This is a genomic window from Pseudomonas sp. Marseille-P9899 (genome assembly GCF_903166565.1).
GTDB lineage: Bacteria > Pseudomonadota > Gammaproteobacteria > Pseudomonadales > Pseudomonadaceae > Aquipseudomonas > Aquipseudomonas huaxiensis.
This window is the reverse complement of record NZ_CAESCG010000004.1, coordinates 212,829-231,497: the sequence shown is the minus strand read 5'-3', so window position 1 is coordinate 231,497 and position 18,669 is coordinate 212,829. Positions and strand designations below refer to the sequence as shown.

Genomic DNA, 18,669 nt, shown 5'->3' with positions numbered 1-18,669 from the left:
CGAACGCTTCACCGAGGAGTTACCAGATGTTGCCGGCCTTTCAGGCCTTCGCCAGTTCCGGCAGATCACCACTCAAGCCCAGCGCCTGACGCACGAACAACGCTTTGGCCTCGGGCATCTGTTCGACCCATTTCAGGCCACTGTTACGCAACCAGCGCAGCGGCAGCGGGTCGGCCTGGAACAAGCGCTCAAAGCCCTCCATCGCGGCCATCAGCGCCAGGTTGTGCGGCATGCGTCGGCGCTCGAAGCGGCTCAGCACCTTCACGTCGGCCAGTCGCTCGCCGCGCTCGTAGGCCTTCAGCAGTTCTTCGGCCAGCACCGCGGCATCGAGAAAGCCCAGGTTCACGCCCTGGCCGGCCAACGGGTGAATGGTGTGCGCAGCATCGCCGATCAACGCCAGGCCTTCGGCGACGTAACGCTTGGCATGGCGCTGACGCAGCGGCACGCAGACGCGCGGGTCGGCGTGCAGCACCGCGCCGAGGCGGCCTTCGAACGCGCGCTCAAGCTCGGCGCAGAACGCCTCGTCCGGCAATGCCATGAGTTTTTCCGCCCGCTCGGGCGTGGTCGACCAGACGATCGAGCACCAATCCTGCTTGCCGTCGCGCTGCAGCGGCAGGAAGGCCAGCGGACCTTCATCGGTGAAACGCTGCCAGGCCGTGTTCTGGTGCGGCTCGGCGCAGCGCACGCTGGTGACGATGGCGTGGTGCAGGTAATCCCATTCGCGGGTTTCGCAACCGGTCAGGCGGCGCACCGCCGAGTTGGCGCCGTCGGCGGCGATCACCAGCGGTGCCCGCAGGTTGCGGCCGTCGGCGAGGGTCAGCAGCCACTCGTCACCGGAACGGCGCATGCGTTCCAGGCGGGCATTGGCCAGCAGGCCGATTTCGCTGTCGTGCAGGCGTTCCAGCAGGCCGTCCTGAACCACGCGGTTCTCGACGATATGACCCAGCACATCGGCGTGAACGCTGGCGGCGGAAAAGTGGATCTGCCCGGTGCCGCTGCCGTCCCAGACCTGCATGTCCGAGTAAGGGCTGGCACGCCGTTCGGAAATGCCCTGCCAGGCGCCGAGGCGATCGAGAATGCGCTGGCTGGCCGCCGACAGGGCGCTGACCCTGGGCTCGAACGGCGCGGCATCATCGAAGCGCGGGACGGACAGGGAGCTGCCGTCCAGCAAGAGGATTTCCAGGCCGCTGTGCTGCAAGGCCAGGGCCAGAGCGCTGCCGACCATACCGGCACCGACAATCAACAGATCCGCGCGCATGTCCATGCTTCAAGCCTGTTCCGGGTAATAGAAAAAAGGGGTCATGCCTTGCCTTGAAGGTCAGGGCGAGTGCCGAGGCCCATGGCCTGGCGGGCGAACCAGCGCTTGGCCGGGGGCAGCAGATCGAGGCCAAGCAGGCCGAGGTTGCGGCCGGTGGCGATCAACGGCTGGGCCGTGCCAAACAGGCGGGTGATCTTGTCGGAGAAGCCGACGGTCAGGTCCTGGTCCAGACGCTGGCGTTCACGGTAGGCCAACAGCGTGCCGAGGTCGCCGGGTGTTTCGGGGCCGGCAAGCAGGCCATCGGCCAGCGATTGCACGTCGCGCAGCGACAGGTTGAAGCCCTGCCCGGCAATCGGATGCAGGCTGTGGGCGGCGTTGCCGAGCACCACCAGATGCGGACGCACCTGCTCCTGCGCTTCCACCAGCGTCAACGGATAAAGGTGCCGCGCGCCAACCTGGCGCAAAGCGCCGAGGCGGTAACCGAAGATGCTCTGGAGCTCGTCGAGGAAGCGTCGTTCGTCCAGCTCCGCCAAGCGCTTGGCATCCATCCCGGCGCGGGTCCAGACCAGCGCGCAACGGTTTTCCGGCAGCGGCAGCAGGGCCATCGGGCCTTCATCGGTGAAGCGCTCGAACGCCTGGCCGCAGTGGGCTTCGCTCGGGGTGATGTTGGCGATCAGCGCGCTCTGGTTGTACGGGCGCTGGCTGACGTGAATGCCCAGTTGCTCGCGCAAGCCGGAGCGGCCGCCATCGGCGAGCACGGCCAGGTCGCATTCGAGCACGGTGTCGTCATTGAGCGACAACCGATAGCCATCGCCCAGTGGCTGCATCGCGGTGACTTCCGCCGGGCAGCGCCAGCTCACCACTTCGGGATCGAGGCCCTGCCACAGGCACTGACCGAGCCAAGCGTTCTCGACCACATAGCCCAGCGCTGGAACGCCTTCTTCCAGGGCATCGAGGCGGGTAGCGCCGAAGCGCCCGCGGTCGGACACCTGAATCTGCCGGATCGGCTCGGCGCGGCGGTTGATGACCTGCCACAGGCCGAGTCGCTCATAGATCTGCCGGGTGCCGAACGACAGCGCAGAAGAGCGCGCGTCATAACTGGGCTGGTAGCTGTCGCCCGGGGCGAACGGTTCGATCAGCAGGATCTTCCAGCCCCGGGCCTTGGCGCCGGCCTGCAGGGCCAGCGCGAGGCTGGCGCCGACCAGGCCGCCGCCGATGATCGCCAGATTGACCCGGCTCATGCGGCCTGGCTTCTGGCGGCGGCCATCAGGGCTTCGATTTCGGCGACCGTTTTCGGCACACCGGAGGTCAGGATTTCACAGCCTTGCTTGGTTACCACTACGTCGTCCTCGATCCGTACACCAATACCGCGCCACTTCTTGGCGACGCTCTGGTTGTCTGCGGCAATGTAGATACCCGGTTCGACCGTCAGGGCCATGCCCGGTTCGAGCACGCGCCATTGACCGCCGACCTTGTACTCGCCGACATCATGTACATCCATGCCCAGCCAGTGTCCGGCCCGGTGCATGTAGAAGGCCCGGTAGGCCTCGGTTTCGATCAGTTCGGCCACATCGCCCTTGAGCACGCCCAGTTCCACCAGCCCTTCGGTGATCACTTGAACCGTCGCCTCGTGGGCGTGGTTCCAGTGCTTGCCGGGGGCGATGACCGCGAAGGCGGCTTCCTGAGCCTTGAGCACCAGTTCGTAGATCGCCTTCTGTTCCGCCGAAAAACGCCCGCTGACCGGGAAGGTGCGGGTGATGTCGCTGGCGTAGCAGTCGATCTCGCAACCGGCGTCGATCAGCACCAGGTCGCCATCCTTGAGCGGCGCGTCGTTCTGCTGGTAATGCAGGATGCAGCTATTGCGCCCGGCGGCGACGATCGACCCGTAGGCCGGCATCTTCGCCCCGCCCTTGCGGAACTCGTAGTCCAGCTCGGCTTCCAGGCTGTATTCGTGAAGGCCGGCACGGCTGGCCTGCATGGCCCGCACATGGGCCCGCGAGGAGATCGCCGCGGCTTCGCGCATGACCTTCACTTCCGCCGCCGATTTATACAGGCGCATGTCGTGCAGCAGATGATCCAGGGCAACGAATTCGTTCGGCGGCGAAGCCCCCAGGCGCGCCTTGGAACGGATCACGTTGATCCACTCCATCAGGCGGCGGTCGAACTCGGCATTGCTGCCCATGGCCGAATAGACGCGGTCGCGCCCTTCGATCAGACCAGGAAGAATGTCGTCGATATCAGCGATAGGGAAGGCGTCGTCGGCCGCGAAGTCGCGGATCGCGCCTTCCTGGCCGGCGCGCAGGCCGTCCCACTGCTCGCGCTCGGGATTACGCTCCCGACAGAACAGCACGTACTCGCCGTGCTCGCGGCCGGGGATCAGGGCGATCACCGCCTCGGGCTCGGGAAAACCGCTGAGGTACTGGAAGTCGCTGTCCTGGCGATAGACGTGCTCGACGTCACGGTTGCGAATGGCAACCGCGGCAGCCGGCAGGATGGCGATGCTGTTGGGTTCCATCTGCGCCATCAGCGCCTTGCGGCGCCGGGCGTATTCCGCTTTCGGGATATGGTTTGTTGCCACGGGGAACCCCTGTTTGGCCTCAGTGCAAGGAAGGTTTGGCGGCAGGCGCGACCGGCTTGGCCAATTCCGTGAAGAGCAGCAGCGGTGCGACGCGCAGGTACTCCATCACTTCCATATAGTCGCTTTCGCCGTCTTCGGATTCTTCCAGTGCGTCCTGAACTTGCGAAATCGCGCTCAGGTCCTGAAGTACTTCATTGACCTCGTCGCTGAGGTCCTTGCCGCCGGAGTTCAAGCCAAAGCCGCTGAGGAAGCCCTGGCACCATTGGCCCAGTGCAGCCGCGCGCTCGGTGAGCGGCAGGTCATCGCCCGGCAGCAGCAGGACGATGGCGATGTCTTCGCCGGTCAGTTCGGACTTGACCATTTCCTGGAGACCGATCAAAGCGTTGCGAACGTTGTCTACTGGTTCGGTCTCCAGCAGATGAGCGGCGTCGGCCAGCCAGCCGTCAACATCGAAGCCGGCGCCGGCGCAGCTACGACCGAGCAACAGGCCGTGCAGTTCGGCGGGGGAAACAGGATGACCGTTGCTGTTGAGCAGGTTGGCGAAGGCGGGGTACGGCGAATTGGTAGTGGGCATGGGCAACTAGGCGCCAGACGGCGCAATGACTAGAATGAAGGCCTTGTATCCTAGCACCGGCAGGCGCGCCAAGACCATCGACGCGGCAATTCCGGCGCATGAGGCGCAGTAGCCAGACAGTCACAGTCAGACCGAATCGAGTGGCGAGCAATGCAAGATAATGAGCTGCAAACGCTGAAGAGCCGACTCGAACTGCTGATTGAGCGGGTCGAGCAACTAAAACGGCAAAATACACTCCTATCCGAGCAGGAGAAATCCTGGCGCGAGGAACGTGCCCACCTCATTGAAAAAAACGAAATCGCGCGACATAAGGTCGAATCGATGATTTCGCGGCTCAAGTCCCTGGAGCAAGACTCATGAGTTCTACCAATAGCGTCACCGTGCAGATCCTCGACAAAGAGTATTCGATCATCTGCCCGCAGGAAGAACGCAGCAATCTGGTCAGCGCCGCACGCTACCTCGACGGCAAGATGCGCGAGATCCGCAGCAGCGGCAAGGTGATCGGCGCCGACCGCATTGCCGTGATGGCCGCGCTGAACATCACCCACGACCTTTTGCACAATCAAGAGCGCCCGGAAGCCCAGAGCGGCGGCGCCACCCGTGAGCAGGTACGCGAGCTGCTCGACCGCGTCGACCAGGCCCTGATCGACGACGCGGATACAAAAGCCAACTGAGTTTCTGTATACTCCCGCCCACTCCCTGGAGTGCTTGCCAGTCGGTCATGTCCCTGAGCCGATACGCACAACCACGGGGGTTGCACGTTGGGGCCGGTGTGCATGTCCGCTTGACGGAAAGCCTTAACGCCTCCTGCAATCTCCACCTTGAACTTTCGGGTTCAAGGGCTACACCGACAGCGGTTCGTCGGGGAGCCTGTTTCTATCTGCATGCGCCTTTATCTTCCTTGCGCGCCTGCACCCGCGACATCACCGCGTGATGATCGCCCCCAGGGATCGCCCGTGCCATGACCGACACCGCGCCGCTTACCCGCCCTCAACTTCGCCGCCTGCTTCGTGATGCCCGCCGCGCACTCAGCCCAGCCGAGCAACGTCAGGCCGCCCGTGGCCTGTATCGGCAACTGGCACAGCACCCACTGTTCCGGCGCGCCCGCCACATCGCCCTGTACCTGCCCAACGACAGCGAAATCGACCCGCGCCTGCTGCTGCGCGAGGCCCAGCGCCGTGGCAAGCGCACCTACCTGCCGGTGCTGCATGCCTGGCCGAAGACCAAGATGGCGTTCCAGCGCTTCGAACAGGGCGAAAAACTGCGGCCCAACCGCTTTCGCATCCCCGAGCCGAGCATCCGCCTGGCGCGGCAACGCCCGGTCTGGGCGCTGGACCTGATCCTGCTGCCGCTGGTGGGTTTCGATGAGCTGGGTGGTCGCCTCGGAATGGGCGGCGGTTTCTATGATCGCAGCCTGGCGTATCAAGGCCGGCGCAAGGCCTGGAAAAAACCCCTGCTGCTGGGGCTGGCCCATGAATGCCAGAAGGTGGAACGCCTGGCGCAAGCCAGTTGGGACGTGCCGCTACAAGGCACTGTGTCGGATAAAAGCTGGTATCTGGCGCACTGAACGGCGCCGCAGCATCAACGCTGAGCGGGATTCACCGGCATCTGCTGATAAGCGGTTTCAACTTTGCGTTCCCAGAAGCTTTGCGCATAACCGGTCGTGACAACGCCCAGACCAAACACGAAAACTAGAATCCAGAGCAGGTCCGGTTTTTTGCGATTCATCGATTGCCCCCCGAAGGCAAACTGATCACGATGTCCGCGACGGTTCTTTTTATAGGCCGTGCAGCAGCGTCAAGCTTAAAGGTGGCGCATTTTCCGACAACACTCGTCCACAAGCAAACCTTGACGCCAACCGGCTGTCGGTTTGATGCAACAGGTTGTTTCAGAGACTGACTGGAGCTGAGCCCATGGCCTACTGGCTGATGAAATCCGAACCCGACGAACTCTCGATCGAGGACCTCGCCCGCCTCGGCGAGGCGCGCTGGGACGGGGTTCGCAATTACCAGGCGCGCAATTTCATCCGCGCGATGGCGGTGGGCGACGAGTTTTTCTTCTACCACTCCAGTTGCCCCGAGCCGGGTATCGCCGGTATTGCCCGGATCAGCACCGCGGCCTATCCCGACCCGACCGCCCTCGACCCGCAAAGCCATTACCACGACCCCAAGGCCAACGCTGACAAGAACCCGTGGAGCGCGGTGGACGTCGCCCATGTGGAAACTTTCCCGAAGGTGCTGGGGCTCGGCTACCTGAAGCTGCAAACCGCCCTCGCCGAACTGCCGCTGGTGCAGAAAGGCAGTCGCCTGTCTGTGATGCCGGTCACAGCCGAACAGTGGGCAGCAATACTCAATCTTCGCTGATCGGCGTAGGATCGGGGGTCATTTGACGCGAATCAAACCACCAAGGCTGGTGGGACGTCACAATCTGACGCGTATGTAGCAGGATGCAGGACCATGTCGATGAGTCAACACACCCCCAAGATTTTCGCCGGCGCGCTGATTGCGCTGTTGCTGGCGGCCGGTGGCCTGGGCTACTGGAAATCCTTGCATGACCGCCTGCCCGAAGGCCTGGCCATGGGCAACGGGCGGCTCGAAGCCACCGAAGTCCAGATCGCCAGCAAGGTGCCTGGGCGTCTCGCCGAAGTGCTGGTGGACGAGGGCGATAAAGTCAGTCGCGGCCAGTTACTCGCCCGCATCGATACCCGAACCCTCGAAGCGCAGCGCGCCCAGGCCGAAGCCGAAGTGACCCGCGCCCGCGAAAACTACGCCGCCGCCCAGGCCAACGTGCAGTTGCGCCAGAGCGAACAACTGCTCGCCAGCCAGGAGCTGAAGCGCATCCGCGAGATGTTCCAGCGCAAATACGCCAGTCAGCAGTTGCTCGACCAGCAACAGGCGCGCTTCGACACCAGCAACTCGGCGGTGGTCGCCGCGCGGGCGCAACTTGCGGCGATCAAGGCGGCGATTGGCGCCGCCGAAGCCCAGGTCGCGCAACTGACCAGCGAAATCGACGACAGCAGCCTGCGCGCGCCAATCAATGGCGTGATCCAGTTGCGCCTGGCCGAACCGGGCGAAGTGCTCGGTGCCGGTGGTCGGGTATTGCTGTTGATCGACCCCAGCGACCAATACATGAACCTCTACCTGCCTGCCTCCACCGCTGGCCGGCTGACCATCGGCGACGAGGCGCGGATCGTCCTCGACGCCCTGCCCGACCAGGCGCTGCCGGCGAAAATCAGCTTTGTCGCGGCCAAGGCCCAGTTCACGCCCAAGCAGGTGGAAACCCGCGACGAGCGGCAGAAGCTGGTATTCCGGGTCAAGCTGCGCCTGACCGCCCCCGACGCCGTGCCCCAGGCCAAACCCGGCATGCCCGGCGCCGGTTATGTGCGCACCGCCACCGTGGACTGGCCGGCCAACCTGCAATGAACGGGCTGGCCCTGCAGGCCCGCGGCATCCGCCACCGCTATGGCGCACTGGAAGCCCTGCATGACATCACCTTCGATCTGCCCGCCGGCACCCGCTGCGGCTTGATCGGCCCGGACGGCGCCGGCAAGTCCAGCCTGCTCGGGCTGATCGCCGGGGTCAAACGGCTGCAGCAAGGCGAGCTGGACGTGCTCGGCGGCCCGATCGGCAAGCGTTCGCACCGCAGCAGCCTGTACCCGCGCATCGCCTTCATGCCCCAAGGCCTGGGCGGCAACCTGTACCCGGACCTGTCGATCAGCGAGAACATCCGCTTCTTCGCCACCCTGTTCGGCCTGTCCCGCGCCGAATGCGACGCGCGCATGCACACGCTGCTGGAGGCCACCGACCTCGCCCGCTTCGCCGAGCGCCCGGCGGGCAAGCTGTCTGGCGGCATGAAACAGAAGCTCGGCCTGTGCTGCGCGCTGATCCACGAACCCGATCTGCTGATCCTCGATGAGCCCACCACCGGCGTCGACCCGCTGTCGCGGCGGCGCTTCTGGGAACTGGTCGAGCATGTGCGCCAGCAACGCCCGCAACTGACGCTGCTGGTGGCGACGGCCTACATGGAAGAGGCCGAACAGTTCGAACACTGCCTGATGCTCGACCGCGGACGACTGATCGGCGCCGGCGCCAGCCATGAACTGGCCAGCGTCACACCCAGCGGCAAGCTGGACGAAGCCTTTACCTACTTCCAGGGCGACAGCCACCACAACGCCGAGCCGCTGCACATCCCGCCACGGGACGCCGGCGACGCGAGCATCGCCATCGAAGCCCATGAACTGACCCTGCGCTTCGGCGACTTCACCGCCGTGAACAAGGTCAGCTTCGCTATCGGTCGTGGCGAGATTTTCGGCTTCCTCGGCTCCAACGGCTGCGGCAAGACCACCACCATGAAAGTCCTCACCGGCCTGATGCCGGCCAGCGAAGGCAGCGCCACCCTGCTCGGCCGCCCGGTGGACGCCAAGGACCTGGCCACGCGCAAGCGGGTCGGCTTCATGTCGCAGAGCTTCTCGCTGTACGGCGAACTCAGCGTGCGCCAGAACCTGGAACTGCACGCGCGCCTGTTCGACCTGAAACCCGCCGACAGCACGCCGCGCATCGCCGAGCTGATCCAGCGCTTCGACCTCGGCGACGTCGCCGACCAGCAGTCCGGCGCCCTGCCGCTGGGCCTGCGCCAGCGGCTGTCGCTGGCCGTGGCGGTGCTGCACCGCCCGGAGGTGCTGATCCTCGACGAGCCCACCTCCGGCGTCGACCCGGCTGCCCGCGACGACTTCTGGCGGTTGCTGATCGAGCTGTCGCGGGAACAGGGCGTGACCATCTTTCTCTCGACCCACTTCATGAATGAGGCGCTGCGCTGCGACCGCATCTCGCTGATGCACGCAGGCTCGGTGCTGGCCTGCGACACCCCGGCCGCCTTGCAGGTGCAGTACGGCGGCGCGACCCTGGAAGACGCCTTCGTCACGTGCCTGGAACAAGCCCAAGGCGGCGCGCCCGAGACGCCAGCAGCCAATCTCGACACGCCGGCCGCACCCGCCAGTCCGCCGCCTCGCCGGGGTTTCAGCCTGACCCGGCTGGTCGCCGTGGCCAGCCGCGAGGGCAAGGAACTGCTGCGCGACAAGGTGCGCCTGGCGTTCGCCTTGCTGGGTGCGCTGTTCATGATGGTGATCTTCGGCTTCGGCATTTCGCTGGATGTGGAAAACCTCGCCTTCGCCGTCTACGACCAGGACCAGAGCCCGCAAAGCCGGGCCTATCTCGAAGCCTTCCGTGGCTCGCGCTACTTTGCCGAGCAGCCGCCAATCCGTGATCCGCAGCAACTGCACCAGCGCCTGCAACGCTCGGAGATCAAGCTGGCCCTGGAGATTCCACCCAGCTTCGGCCGCGACCTGCTTGCCGGGCGCCAGCCGGTGGTCGCAGCCTGGCTCGACGGCGGCATGCCGTTCCGCGCCGAAACCAGCCGCAACTATGTCGAAGCGGTGCATCAGGCCAACCTCGAACAGCTGGCGGCGCTGAGCAGCCCGGCGCAGCCACGCCAGGCGGCGGTGAAGCTGGAAACGCGCTTTCGCTACAACCAGGATGTGGTCAGCGTGAATGCCATCGGTCCGGGGGTCATGGCGCTGATCCTGGCGTTCATCCCGGCCATGCTCACCGCCCTCGGCATCGTCCGCGAAAAGGAACTGGGCTCGATCACCAACTTCTACGCCACACCGCTGACCCGCCTGGAGTTCCTGCTCGGCAAACAGGCGCCGTACCTGGCGGTGAGCCTGGTCAACCTGGCGCTGCTGGTGGCGATGAACCGCTGGCTGTTCGGCGTGCCATTCAAGGGCAGCGCCCTGGCGCTGGCGTGCGGCGGGGTGCTGTACCTGCTGGCGACCACCAGTCTCGGCCTGCTGATCTCGGCCTTCACCCGCACGCAGATCGCCGCGATCCTCGGCACCATGATCCTCACCAGCCTGCCGACCATCCAGTTCTCCGGGCTGATCGTACCGCGCTCATCCCTCGATGGCTCCGCCGCGCTGATGGGCCAGTTGTTCCCCGCAGGCTACTTCCTCGATATCGCCGTCGGCACCTTCACCAAGGCCCTGGACCTGCGCGAACTGTGGCCGCAATGCCTGGCGCTGCTCGGCTTCTTCGTCGGGTTCACCGGGCTCAGCCTGATCATGTTGAAGAAACAGGAGGCCTGATGCAGCGTCTTGCCCACATTCTGCGCCTGGGTCTGAAAGAGCTGACCAGCCTGCGCCACGACAGCGTCCTGCTGCTGTTCTTGCTCTACGCCTTCAGCGTGGCGATCTACATGCCCGCGGCGGGCTCGGTGATCGGCGTGCACAACGCCAGTGTCGCGGTGGTCGATGAGGACCAGAGCCTGGTCTCACGCAAGCTGACCGAAGCGCTGCAGCCCCCGGAATTCCAGCCCGCCGTGCCGCTGGCCTACGACCAGCTCGACCGCAGCCTGGACAGCGGCCTGTACACCTTCGTCATCAATATTCCGGTGAATTTCCAGAGCGACCTGCTGGCCGGACGCTCGCCGGAATTGCAGATCAACGTCGATGCCACGGCCATGAGCCAGGCGTTCATGGGCGCCGGCTATATCGGGCGGATTTTCGAACGCGAGTTGCTGGATTACGCCAGCCCCGCCGGCAGCAGCAGCCGCAGCCCGGCGCTGCTGGAGCCCCGCGCGCTGTTCAACCCGAACCTGGAAGGCGGCTGGTTCCTGGCGGTGATCCAGATCGTCAACAACATCACCATCCTCGCGATCATCCTCACCGGCACCGCCCTGCTGCGCGAGCGCGAGCACGGCACCCTCGATCACCTGCTGGTGCTGCCGCTGACTGCACTGGAAATCATGCTCGCCAAGATCGGCAGCAACGCGCTGGTGGTGGTGCTGTGCACCTGGGTGTCGCTGGAGGTGGTGGTGAAGTGGGCGCTGGGCGTGCCGTTGGCCGGCTCGCTGCCGCTGTTTCTGGGGGTGACGGCGCTGTACCTGTTCGCCAGCACGGCGCTGGGGATTTTTCTCGCCACGCTGGCGCGCTCGACGCCGCAGTTCGGGTTGCTGGCGATCCCGGTGATCATCCCGATGCTGCTGCTCTCGGGCGGCAGCACGCCGCTGGACAGCATGCCGCAATGGTTGCAGTGGGTGATGCAGTTGTCGCCGTCCACCCACTTCGTCAGCCTGGGCGCCGCGATTCTGTTTCGCGACGCCGGCACCGCAGTGGTGTGGCCCGACCTGCTGGCCCTGGCGGCGATCGGCCTGGCGTTCTTCGCGATCGCCCTGGCACGTTTCCGCCGCAGCCTGGCCTCGTGATTACTGAACGATCAGGTTGTTGAACAGCAGGTCTTCGACGACCGGCCGACCCTCTTCGTTGGCCAGGACCTGCTGGACCTGCTTGAGGGCTTCCTGACGCAGTTTTTCCTTGGCTTCGACGTTGCTCATGCCGTCCAGGCTCTGCTGGGTAAACAGCGCCACCAACTGGTTACGGATCAACGGCTCGTGGTGCTTGACCGCGGCGGCGTCCGCATCGCCTTCGACCTTCAGCGCAACATCGGCCTTGTACACCCGCAGACGCGGGCTGCCATCGAGGGCGTAGTTACCGACCAGGGGCGGCGACAGGCTGATATAGGCAACCTTCGGCGCTGCTGCTTCTTCCTTCTCTTCGGCCATGGCCGCCACTGGCAGCGTCAGCGCCAGTACCATCAAGATCCACGCTTTCACGAATTCGCTCCTCAAACAGTTGGCGCCAGCATACCCAGCGCGCCGGCCAAACCCAAGCCCGGGCTTATGCCAGCCTATTCAGGCCAGGCCATGCTCGTTGACCCGGCACCTTGCATACCTACACTTATCGGCCACCACCCGCAAAGGAATAGCCCTGATGAAAGCCGTGTTGTGCAAAGCCCATGGTCCGGCCCGTGATCTGGTGCTGGAAGACGTCGCCAGCCCGACGCCGAAGAAGAATGAAGTCCTCCTGGACGTACACGCCGCCAGCGTCAACTTCCCGGACACCCTGATCATCGAGGGCAAATACCAGTTCCAGCCACCGCTGCCGTTCTCGCCGGGTGGCGAGGCCGCCGGGGTGGTCGCCGCGGCGGGCGAGAATGCCGGCGCGTTCAAGGTCGGCGACCGGGTCATGGCCCTGACGGGCTGGGGCAGCTTCGCCGAACAGGTCGCGGTGCCGGCCTACAACGTGCTGCCCATCCCGGAAGGCATGGACTTCGCCACCGCCTCGGCCTTCGGCATGACCTACGGCACCTCGATGCACGCGCTGCGCCAGCGCGGCCAGTTGCAGGCCGGCGAAACCTTGCTGGTGCTGGGTGCGTCTGGCGGCGTTGGCCTGGCGGCCGTGGAAATCGGCAAGGCCATGGGCGCGCGGGTGATCGCTGCGGCCAGTAGCGCGGAGAAACTGGAAATCGCCAAGGCGGCGGGCGCTGACGAGCTGATCGATTACAGCCAGAGCAGCCTGAAAGACGAGATCAAACGCCTGACCGGCGGCAAGGGCGTCGACGTGATCTACGATCCGGTCGGCGGCGACCTGTTCGATCAGGCCGTGCGCGGCCTGGCCTGGAACGGCCGGTTGCTGGTGGTGGGCTTTGCCAGCGGGCGAATCCCTGAGTTGCCGGTCAATCTGGTGCTGCTCAAGGGCGCGGCGGTGCTCGGCGTGTTCTGGGGCTCGTTCGCCCAGCGCCAGCCGGCGGACAACGCGGCGAACTTCCAGCAACTGTTTGCGTGGTTTGCCGAGGGCAAGTTGAAGCCGTTGGTGTCGAAGACCTATCCATTGGCCGAGGCCGGGTTGGCAATCGAACAGTTGGCGGGGCGCAAGGCGGTTGGGAAGTTGGTGGTGAAGGTCAGATAAACCGACGTTGCAGCCCTTCGCGAGCAAGCTCGCTCCTACAGTCAGCGGCACTCAGTGTAGGAGCGAGCTTGCTCGCGAAGCGGCCCCCAAGGCTCAATCACTGACCATGGCAGCGCCTGTACCGCGCCTCCAGATTGCGGTCCGGCATGGCATGGCTGCGCAACGCTTCCAGGGTCTGTTCGACATAATCGCGGGTCGTGCCGTAGCGCCCTTTGGCGCTGGCGAGGATATGGGTGAGCAGGCTGTCCGGCAGATTCCCCGCGTAGCACGGCAAATGCCGCTCCAGCACGAACCCCAGCGCCTGTACCTTGCTGCCGTCGTCCAACCGGCAATTCAGCCAGTGCGGGCGATACGCCGGGTACGGCATCTCGCGCTGCCACAGCGCCAGCAACGAATCCTGCAGTTTGTCTTCCGGCAACCGATAGGCGAACCCGCTGCACGAACCACCCCGATCCAGCCCAAACACCAGCCCCGGACATTCCGGCGTGCCGCGATGTTCATGCGACCACAGGTACAGCCCGCGGTGATAACCATGAACCCGCCCGCGCCGCCGCTCGGTCGATTGGCACTCCGGACGCCAGATCAGCGAACCGTAGGCGAACAGCCAGACCGGGCCGCCTTGGTGCAGGGCCATGGTTTGCTGGACAGAGTCGAGAAGTTGCTCCCGGGACAATTGCTGACCGAAATCAAGTACCGGGGGATACGCAAGGGGAAAAGGTGCAGATTCGATTACCGACATAGCCGCCGCCAAAGTTCCTCGTGAAATACCGAAGTACTCCACTATAGAGCCAACGCACTCAATAGACACTTACCGTACGGCAGACAACGGTTCGGAAACAAGCCCCCCCGCTCGCCTAAACACCGCGAAACACGGGAGTTTCAGAAGATCGAAGAACACTATTGCAAGTGTAGCGATACTTTTTCGCGGCGCCGGCAATAATTAAAAGGCGGGCGTTTGCTTATAAGCCTTACTTGGACACTCGGTTATAAACCGGCGCGTTGTTGCAACGCGCCTTATTACTCAAGTTAGCCACGCGGGGCATAAGCGAATACATCGGCGCGCATCTGGTGCGCATCCATGCCGGCATTCACCAGGGCATCGAGGGTGGCATAGACCATGGCCGGCGAACCGCTGGCATAGACATGAATCCGCGACAGGTCGTCGAGGTCCTCGCAGACCGCCTCGTGCAGCAAGCCGCAGCGCCCGTCCCAGCCACACAGGTCGCTCACGACCTTGTGCAGGAACAGGTTCGGCAGTTGCTCCCACTGCGCCCACGCGTCGATGCTGTAGAAGTCCTCGGGCCGGCGCACGCCCCAGTACAGATGCACCGGGTGCTTGAAGCCCTGCACGCGGCAATGCTCGATCAGGCTGTGCATCTGCGCCATGCCGGTGCCTGCGGCGATCAGCACCAGCGGACCTTCCGGCAATTCGGCGAGATGGGTGTCGCCGAACGGCATTTCGAGGCGGGCCATGCGAGTGCGCTGCAGTTGCGCGATCAGGTCCAGCGCGCTCTTTTCCCGCGCCAGCACGTGCATTTCCAGGTCGCGGCCACCGTGCGGTGCCGACGCCAGGGAGAACGCAGCCTTATCGCCGCTTTCGCGCTCGATCAACAGGTACTGCCCGGCGTGGTAGCGCGGCGGTTTGCCGGCCGGGGCGCGCAGGCGCACGCGCCAGACATCGCCACCGACCTCGGTGCACTCGCTCAACTGGCACGCCAGCGTACGCACCGGCAACTCGCCCAGGGCGAGCACGCCGTCCCAGAGCAGGATGCAGTCTTCCAGCGGTTCGGCGATGCAGGTGAACAGCTCACCGTGATCGCGTACTTCACCGTCCTGACGCACCCGGCCTTCCACCAGCAGGGCGGCGCAGACGTGGCAGTTGCCATTGCGGCAGCTCTGCGGGCAGTCATAACCCAGGCGCTGTGCCGCTTCCAGAATCCTCTCTCCGGGCTTGAGCGCCAGTACGGCTCCGGACGGCTGCAAGGTTACCTGCATCAATCTATTCCCAACTGGTTCCACAGCTCATCGATCCGCTTGGTGACGGCCTCGTCCTTGACGATGACCCGGCCCCACTCGCGCGTGGTTTCGCCCGGCCACTTGTTGGTGGCGTCCAGGCCCATCTTCGAACCAAGGCCCGAGACCGGCGAGGCGAAATCGAGGTAATCGATCGGCGTGTTCTCGATCAGCACCGTGTCGCGCTTGGGGTCCATGCGCGTGGTGATGGCCCAGATCACGTCGTTCCAGTCCCGCGCATTGACATCGTCGTCGGTGACGATAACGAACTTGGTGTACATGAACTGTCGCAAAAACGACCAGACGCCCAGCATTACCCGCTTGGCGTGCCCCGGGTACTGCTTCTTCATGGTGACCACCGCCATGCGGTAGGAGCAGCCTTCGGGAGGCAGGTAGAAGTCGGTGATTTCCGGGTATTGCTTCTGCAGGATCGGCACGAACACTTCGTTCAGCGCCACGCCGAGAATCGCCGGCTCATCCGGCGGACGGCCGGTGTAGGTGCTGTGATAGATCGGCTTGGTGCGGTGAGTGATGCGCTCGATGGTGAACACCGGGAAGCTGTCGACTTCGTTGTAATAGCCGGTGTGGTCGCCATACGGGCCTTCCGGCGCGGTTTCGCCGGGGTGGATCACGCCTTCCAGGATGATCTCGGCGGTCGCCGGCACCTGCAGGTCGCTGCCACGGCACTTCACCAGCTCGGTGCGGTTGCCCCGCAGCAGGCCGGCGAAGGCGTATTCGGAAAGGGTGTCCGGCACCGGCGTGACCGCGCCGAGAATGGTCGCCGGGTCAGCGCCCAGGGCCACGGCCACCGGGAATGGCTTGCCGGGGTTCTTCTCGCACCACTCGCGGTAGTCGAGGGCACCGCCGCGGTGGCTGAGCCAGCGCATGATGACCTTGTTGCGGCCAATCACCTGCTGGCGATAGATGCCGAGGTTCTGCCGCTCCTTGTTCGGCCCGCGGGTGACGGTCAGGCCCCAGGTGATCAGCGGCGCGACGTCGCCTGGCCAGCAATGCTGGATCGGCAGCATGCCCAGGTCGACATCTTCACCCTCGATGACCACTTCGTGGCAAGGCGCGTCCTTGACCACTTTCGGCGCCATGGCCACGACTTTCTTGAAGATCGGCAGCTTGGACCAAGCGTCCTTGAGTCCCTTTGGCGGCTCGGGCTCCTTGAGAAAAGCCAGCAGCTTGCCGATTTCCCGCAGTTCGCTCACCGACTGGGCGCCCATGCCCATGGCCACCCGCTCCGGGGTGCCGAACAGGTTGCCAAGGACGGGAATGTCGTAACCGGTGGGGCGCTCGAACAACAGTGCCGGCCCCTTGGCCCGCAGTGTGCGGTCGCAGACTTCAGTCATTTCCAGGACCGGCGAAATGGGGACCTGGATGCGCTTGAGTTCTGAGCGCTGCTCCAGGCCACGGATAAAGTCGCGCAAATCGCGATACTGCATGCGTGAGCCTCGTATTGGCCGTATCGGTCGGGACGGGCAGTGTAGCGCCGAACCGGGCCAGTCAGAATAGTCCGTAAGGTAGATAGCAAAAAGCCGGGTTTCCCCGGCTCTTGCCTACAGCGAGTGCTTACTTGCGCTTCATCGACAGGAAGAACTCGTCGTTGGTCTTGGTCTGCTTGAGCTTGTCGATCAAGAACTCGATGGCGGCGATTTCGTCCATCGGGTGCAGCAGCTTGCGCAGGATCCACATGCGCTGCAGTTCGTCGTCGGCGGTCAGCAGCTCTTCGCGGCGGGTGCCCGAACGGTTGATGTTGATGGCCGGGAACACACGCTTTTCAGCGATGCGACGGTCCAGAGGCAGCTCCATGTTGCCGGTGCCCTTGAACTCTTCGTAGATCACTTCGTCCATCTTCGAGCCGGTTTCAACCAGCGCGGTAGCGATGATGGTCAGCGAACCGCCTTCCTCGATGTTCCGTGCGGCACCGAAGAAACGCTTCGGTTTTTCCAGCGCGTGGGCATCGACACCACCGGTCAGTACCTTGCCGGAGCTCGGGATCACGGTGTTGTAGGCGCGAGCCAGACGGGTGATGGAGTCTAGCAGGATGACCACGTCTTTCTTGTGCTCGACCAGGCGCTTGGCCTTCTCGATGACCATTTCGGCCACTTGCACGTGACGGGTTGGCGGCTCGTCGAAGGTGGAGGCAACCACTTCGCCGCGCACGGTGCGCTGCATTTCGGTCACTTCTTCCGGGCGCTCGTCGATCAGCAGAACGATCAGGTGGCACTCGGGATTGTTGCGGGTGATGTTCGCCGCGATGTTCTGCAGCATGATGGTCTTGCCCGCTTTCGGCGGGGCGACGATCAGGCCGCGCTGGCCTTTGCCGATCGGGGCGCACAGGTCGATGACGCGACCGGTGAGGTCTTCGGTGGAACCGTTGCCGGCTTCCATCTTCAGGCGCTTGTTGGGGAACAGCGGCGTCAGGTTTTCGAACAGGATCTTGTTCTTCGCGTTTTCAGGACGGTCGAAGTTGATGGTGTCGACCTTGAGCAGTGCGAAGTAACGCTCGCCTTCTTTTGGCGGCCGGATCTTGCCGACGATGGTGTCGCCGGTGCGCAGGTTGAAGCGACGGATCTGGCTTGGCGAGACGTAGATATCGTCTGGGCCGGCCAGGTAGGAAGAATCCGCCGAACGCAGGAAGCCGAAGCCGTCCTGGAGAATCTCCAGCACGCCGTCACCGGAAATTTCCTCGCCGCTTTTCGCGTGCTTCTTCAACAGGGAGAAAATCACATCCTGCTTGCGCGAACGGGCCATATTTTCTATGCCCATCTGTTCGGCCATTTCTAGCAGATCGGTAATCGGCTTTTGCTTGAGTTCAGTCAGGTTCATAAGGGGATTGAGGTAATCATGTAAGAAGGGAGATTAAGCATCTGGCTTAATGAGGCCGCGCCGCAGAGAAGGCGACAAGATCGCGCACAGGTTCTAATTAGAAGGCGGCGGCGGTGTGCAGGGGGCATTGAAGAAACAATGCGAGGCCGAATTTAACACCTGCTTTTTCTGGCGTCTAGTCACCAGAATGAGAAAAGCCCCGACAAATGCGGGGCTTTTACAGACTCAGATATTGGCGTCGATGAACGCTTGCAACTGAGATTTCGACAGGGCGCCGACCTTGGTGGCTGCGACCTGGCCGTCCTTGAACAGCATCAGGGTCGGGATACCCCGAACGCCGTGCTTGCCCGGAGTATCAGGGTTTGCGTCGATGTTCAGCTTGGCGATGGTCAGCTTGCCGTTGTAATCCTCGGCGATAGCGTCCAGGACCGGAGCGATCATTTTGCAAGGACCGCACCACTCAGCCCAGTAGTCGACCAGTACAGGGCCCGCAGCCTGCAGTACGTCGGCCTCGAAACTGAAGTCAGTAACATGTTTGATAAGATCGCTGCTCATGGAAATCTCCAGGTTCGGAAGCAAAAAAACGTTGCCCATCATAACGGCCCTCTCTG

At 64.0% G+C, this 18,669-nt stretch carries 19 protein-coding genes and 1 other RNA gene; 9 read left to right on the top strand and 11 right to left on the bottom strand.

The features are described from left to right. Positions 1-40: 40 nt before the first annotated feature. Genes HWV67_RS20805 through HWV67_RS20790 form a run of 4 tightly spaced genes read right to left on the bottom strand, consistent with a single transcriptional unit; the run spans position 41 to position 4,410 of the window. The gene (locus HWV67_RS20805; protein WP_175652822.1) at positions 41-1,258 is read right to left on the bottom strand and encodes a 2-octaprenyl-3-methyl-6-methoxy-1,4-benzoquinol hydroxylase; all 1,218 of its coding nucleotides are present in this window, start codon (positions 1,256-1,258) and stop codon (positions 41-43) included. A gap of 41 nt (positions 1,259-1,299) precedes the next feature. Beyond that, a complete protein-coding gene (gene ubiH / locus HWV67_RS20800; protein WP_175652619.1) occupies positions 1,300-2,499 on the bottom strand; it encodes a 2-octaprenyl-6-methoxyphenyl hydroxylase in 1,200 nt (399 codons plus the stop codon). After that, a complete protein-coding gene (gene pepP / locus HWV67_RS20795) occupies positions 2,496-3,836 on the bottom strand; it encodes a Xaa-Pro aminopeptidase (RefSeq protein ID WP_175652618.1) in 1,341 nt (446 codons plus the stop codon). The genes ubiH and pepP overlap by 4 nt, the downstream gene beginning before the upstream one ends. A gap of 19 nt (positions 3,837-3,855) precedes the next feature. Next, complete coding sequence (locus HWV67_RS20790) at positions 3,856-4,410, bottom strand: YecA/YgfB family protein (RefSeq protein WP_175652617.1); 555 nt, start codon at positions 4,408-4,410, stop codon at positions 3,856-3,858. A 150-nt stretch (positions 4,411-4,560) separates the two neighbouring features. Here HWV67_RS20790 and HWV67_RS20785 point away from each other — a divergent pair, with 150 nt between their 5' ends. The 4 genes from HWV67_RS20785 (at position 4,561) to HWV67_RS20770 (ending at position 5,977) form a co-directional block, all read left to right on the top strand. After that, the gene (locus tag HWV67_RS20785; RefSeq protein ID WP_095156433.1) at positions 4,561-4,770 is read left to right on the top strand and encodes a TIGR02449 family protein; all 210 of its coding nucleotides are present in this window, start codon (positions 4,561-4,563) and stop codon (positions 4,768-4,770) included. After that, entirely contained in the window at positions 4,767-5,084 is a 318-nt protein-coding gene (locus HWV67_RS20780) for a cell division protein ZapA (protein WP_095156434.1), read from the top strand. Before HWV67_RS20785 ends, HWV67_RS20780 begins: the two co-directional genes overlap by 4 nt. Positions 5,085-5,103: 19 nt before the next feature. Further along, positions 5,104-5,282: non-coding RNA, 6S RNA (ssrS, locus tag HWV67_RS20775), on the top strand. A gap of 89 nt (positions 5,283-5,371) precedes the next feature. Next, complete coding sequence (locus HWV67_RS20770; protein WP_175652616.1) at positions 5,372-5,977, top strand: 5-formyltetrahydrofolate cyclo-ligase; 606 nt, start codon at positions 5,372-5,374, stop codon at positions 5,975-5,977. A 14-nt stretch (positions 5,978-5,991) separates the two neighbouring features. Here the strand turns inward: HWV67_RS20770 and HWV67_RS20765 are convergent, their stop codons facing one another. Further along, positions 5,992-6,138: a hypothetical protein gene (locus HWV67_RS20765; protein WP_175652615.1), complete on the bottom strand. Its 147-nt coding sequence runs from the start codon at positions 6,136-6,138 to the stop codon at positions 5,992-5,994. 185 nt (positions 6,139-6,323) lie between these two features. On the opposite strand from HWV67_RS20765, the gene HWV67_RS20760 reads away from it, so the two are divergent. From HWV67_RS20760 to HWV67_RS20745, 4 genes are all read left to right on the top strand, one after another. Then, complete coding sequence (locus HWV67_RS20760; RefSeq protein ID WP_095156436.1) at positions 6,324-6,773, top strand: EVE domain-containing protein; 450 nt, start codon at positions 6,324-6,326, stop codon at positions 6,771-6,773. 93 nt (positions 6,774-6,866) lie between these two features. Continuing rightward, positions 6,867-7,832, top strand: coding sequence for an HlyD family secretion protein (locus HWV67_RS20755; RefSeq protein WP_371929319.1), 966 nt, complete (start codon positions 6,867-6,869; stop codon positions 7,830-7,832). Beyond that, on the top strand, positions 7,829-10,549 hold the full coding sequence (gene rbbA / locus HWV67_RS20750) for a ribosome-associated ATPase/putative transporter RbbA (RefSeq protein ID WP_175652613.1): 2,721 nt from the start codon (positions 7,829-7,831) through the stop codon (positions 10,547-10,549). Before HWV67_RS20755 ends, rbbA begins: the two co-directional genes overlap by 4 nt. Further along, positions 10,549-11,667, top strand: coding sequence for an ABC transporter permease (locus HWV67_RS20745; protein ID WP_175652612.1), 1,119 nt, complete (start codon positions 10,549-10,551; stop codon positions 11,665-11,667). Before rbbA ends, HWV67_RS20745 begins: the two co-directional genes overlap by 1 nt. Here the strand turns inward: HWV67_RS20745 and HWV67_RS20740 are convergent, their stop codons facing one another. After that, on the bottom strand, positions 11,668-12,075 hold the full coding sequence (locus HWV67_RS20740; RefSeq protein WP_110970745.1) for a flagellar basal body-associated protein FliL: 408 nt from the start codon (positions 12,073-12,075) through the stop codon (positions 11,668-11,670). Positions 12,076-12,232: 157 nt separating this feature from the next. On the opposite strand from HWV67_RS20740, the gene HWV67_RS20735 reads away from it, so the two are divergent. Next, positions 12,233-13,210 carry an NADPH:quinone oxidoreductase family protein gene (locus HWV67_RS20735; protein WP_175652611.1) on the top strand — a complete coding sequence of 326 codons (978 nt, stop codon included), beginning with the start codon at positions 12,233-12,235 and terminating at the stop codon, positions 13,208-13,210. 97 nt (positions 13,211-13,307) lie between these two features. On the opposite strand, the gene HWV67_RS20730 is transcribed toward HWV67_RS20735, so the two are convergent. From HWV67_RS20730 to trxA, 5 genes are all read right to left on the bottom strand, one after another. Continuing rightward, entirely contained in the window at positions 13,308-13,949 is a 642-nt protein-coding gene (locus HWV67_RS20730) for a gamma-glutamylcyclotransferase (RefSeq protein ID WP_110970743.1), read from the bottom strand. Positions 13,950-14,236: 287 nt separating this feature from the next. Then, on the bottom strand, positions 14,237-15,205 hold the full coding sequence (locus tag HWV67_RS20725) for a CDP-6-deoxy-delta-3,4-glucoseen reductase (RefSeq protein ID WP_095156442.1): 969 nt from the start codon (positions 15,203-15,205) through the stop codon (positions 14,237-14,239). Further along, positions 15,205-16,671, bottom strand: a complete 1,467-nt coding sequence (gene ubiD, locus HWV67_RS20720; RefSeq protein ID WP_175652610.1) for a 4-hydroxy-3-polyprenylbenzoate decarboxylase — start codon at positions 16,669-16,671, stop codon at positions 15,205-15,207. Before ubiD ends, HWV67_RS20725 begins: the two co-directional genes overlap by 1 nt. 127 nt (positions 16,672-16,798) lie before the next feature. Next, a complete protein-coding gene (gene rho / locus HWV67_RS20715; RefSeq protein ID WP_095156444.1) occupies positions 16,799-18,058 on the bottom strand; it encodes a transcription termination factor Rho in 1,260 nt (419 codons plus the stop codon). Between the two features lie 225 nt (positions 18,059-18,283). Further along, complete coding sequence (gene trxA / locus HWV67_RS20710) at positions 18,284-18,613, bottom strand: thioredoxin TrxA (RefSeq protein WP_175652609.1); 330 nt, start codon at positions 18,611-18,613, stop codon at positions 18,284-18,286. Between the last annotated feature and the right edge of the window lie 56 nt (positions 18,614-18,669).